The organism is Ferruginibacter sp., assembly GCF_031430955.1.
Lineage (GTDB): Bacteria > Bacteroidota > Bacteroidia > Chitinophagales > Chitinophagaceae > Ferruginibacter.
This window is the reverse complement of the sequence record NZ_JANPCM010000165.1, coordinates 1-2,466: the sequence shown is the minus strand read 5'-3', so window position 1 is coordinate 2,466 and position 2,466 is coordinate 1. Positions and strand designations below refer to the sequence as shown.

2 protein-coding genes and 1 pseudogene are annotated in these 2,466 nt (G+C 36.1%); 1 reads left to right on the top strand and 2 read right to left on the bottom strand.

Annotation, left to right across the window (positions count from 1 at the left end; genetic code table 11):
- Positions 1–138: 138 nt before the first annotated feature.
- The gene (locus ACY65O_RS04450) at positions 139–411 is read right to left on the bottom strand and encodes a hypothetical protein (RefSeq protein WP_462219642.1); all 273 of its coding nucleotides are present in this window, start codon (positions 409–411) and stop codon (positions 139–141) included.
- Between the two features lie 250 nt (positions 412–661).
- Here ACY65O_RS04450 and ACY65O_RS04445 point away from each other — a divergent pair.
- A pseudogene (locus tag ACY65O_RS04445) lies at positions 662–1,453 on the top strand (MBL fold metallo-hydrolase).
- Positions 1,454–1,473: 20 nt separating this feature from the next.
- Here the strand turns inward: ACY65O_RS04445 and prs are convergent.
- The gene (gene prs / locus ACY65O_RS04440) at positions 1,474–2,334 is read right to left on the bottom strand and encodes a ribose-phosphate diphosphokinase (protein ID WP_462219641.1); all 861 of its coding nucleotides are present in this window, start codon (positions 2,332–2,334) and stop codon (positions 1,474–1,476) included.
- Between the last annotated feature and the right edge of the window lie 132 nt (positions 2,335–2,466).

Sequence of the window (2,466 nt, the reverse complement as noted above, 5' to 3'; positions counted from 1 at the left end):
AAGGATTTAGATTTTATGGAAGCGGCAAGGCTGAGGGATGAAATGTTTAGGTTGCAGAAGGAGTTGGAAGGGATGAAGAAATAGTTTGAAACTACTTCGTAGTTTTTGTTTGCCACGGATTACACGAATTTACACGGATTAAAATACAAAGCCTTCATACGTGTGCGCCTTCGGCGCAAACTTGTTGCCACAGAAACACAGAGTCACAGAAAATAAACTTCTGTGTTTCTGTGCCTCCGTGGCAAATCTTTTTTCACGCAGTGAATAAAAAATATCCTGCTCCATAAAATATCCTGCTACCTCAATCGTCTCCATTAACAGAGCATAAAATTTTTCAAAAAAAATAAATTCACAAATGATAGTGTCTTTGGTAATTGTTGTGGCATTAATAGCAGGCGTATATTTTTTCATGTAGCAAGAAAAATTTGGCAGCCAGCCAACTGGCGAAAGATTAGAACTGGTAAGGGTTTCTCCGCAATACAGGGAAGGCGCTTTTCAGAATCAAAGCCATACGCCCAGCTTAACAGAAGGCACCAGTTATCCTGCTTTACTCAACGAGTTTTTTTTCAAGAAAAAAGAAAGACAGAAACCAGCACAAGTTTTACCTTCTGTAAAAACAGATTTATTTGGGTTGAAAAAAGAAGAAAATATTTGGGTATGGATGGGCCACTCTTCTTATTTTATGCAAATAGATGGCAAAACAATTTTGGTTGATCCGGTGCTGAGCGGTGCGGCATCGCCATTAAGTTTTATTACCAAAAGTTTTCCGGGTTCTGATATTTATACAACAGATGATATTCCTGCAATCGATTTTTTATTTATCTCCCACGATCACTGGGATCATTTGGATTATGATACTATAAAAAAATTACAGCCTAAAATTAAAACCATCATTACCGGCTTAGGTACCGGTGAACATGTAGAGCGCTGGGGTTTTAAAAAAGAAATGATTATTGAAAAAGATTGGAACTAAACCATAAATCTTGCAGAAGGTTTTATTGTAACTGTTACACCAGCCCGTCATTTTTCCGGCAGAAGCTTTAAAAGAAACACAGCCTTATGGGTATCCTTTGTTTTGCAAACGCCTTTACATAAAATTTATATTGGCGGCGATAGTGGCTATGATGTTCATTTTAAAACAATAGGAAAAACACACGGACCTTTTGATCTGGCGATTTTAGAATGTGGCCAGTACGATAAAAGCTGGAAATATATTCACATGATGCCCGAAGAAGTGGTGGAGGCAGCAGAAGATTTAAACGCTAAAAAATTGATTGCTGTGCATTGGGGAAAATTTGCATTGGGCAACCATGCATGGGATGAACCAGCAGTGAGGGTTTATAAAACAGCGCAGGAAAAACAAATGAAATTACTTACACCGATGATTGGAGAACAGGTAAATATTGATGATAATGAACAAACATTTTTTCCCTGGTGGGAGAAAATTAGCTAAGCAATAAATGCTTTATTCTTTTAAAGATAATTGAGCACAGGAAATACATTCAGGTTTTCAATTTTTGTATTCATTGCTTTGTAGGAATCAGTACAATACATTTCATCCACATTTTTTAAATTAAACCCTTTACTAAAAATACCATGGCTGACTACTAAAATAATTTTTTCGGCACCCAACTTTTTTAATTCTGCAGCCACACCGGTAAAAGTGCCGCCGCCATCGCAAATATCATCTACAATAAAACAAATCTTTTGTTGCAAACCTTCTTCAAAAACTTTAAAGCCTGATAAAGCTCCTGTTTTTAAATCTCTTTCTTTCATGCAGTCCACCACATCAAGACCATTAAGCGCTGCGGCCACTTTATAAATTTTCTTTAGTGCACCTGCATCAGGTGATACCAGGCAAAACTTTTTAACATCATCTGCAGCATTGTTTTTTTTGTAATGATCAAGTACCTCTTTTATAAACTGATGATTAGTGATGCTGTACGCCTTTTCAATTACTGCTGTAGCAACTTCTGAATGCGGATCAAAAATGCTTATCTTTTTAAAACCTGCCTGGTTAATAATGCTACCAATTACTTTTAAAGAAAATGGTTCGCCATCCAGCATCACACGGTCCATACGTGCAGCCATCAGGTAACTTATTTTTAAACCAATTTGTTCAAAGCCCAAATAACTTAAAGTATTTTTTGCCAGTAAGATCATCAGCAAATCGTTGGCATTAGATATTCTGCTCACTATAACCAGTTCATCATTTTTATTAAATATTTCGCAACTTACGGTATCAATTTTTATATGCGGTTGCCCATCAGGAAAAAATAATGTTGTAAAATTTATATCAGAAACAGCAGGATTAATTAAATTGAGTGTACACATTTTTTTGTTTATTTTTAGTTTCTTCCTTTTTCGTTGGGGTATAAATTTTGGCAGGTTTCGCTTTGCCAGAATTGTTTAGTATCAATATCAATGGCCGAAAGTTTGCCTGTAAAAGCAGCACCGGTATTTATG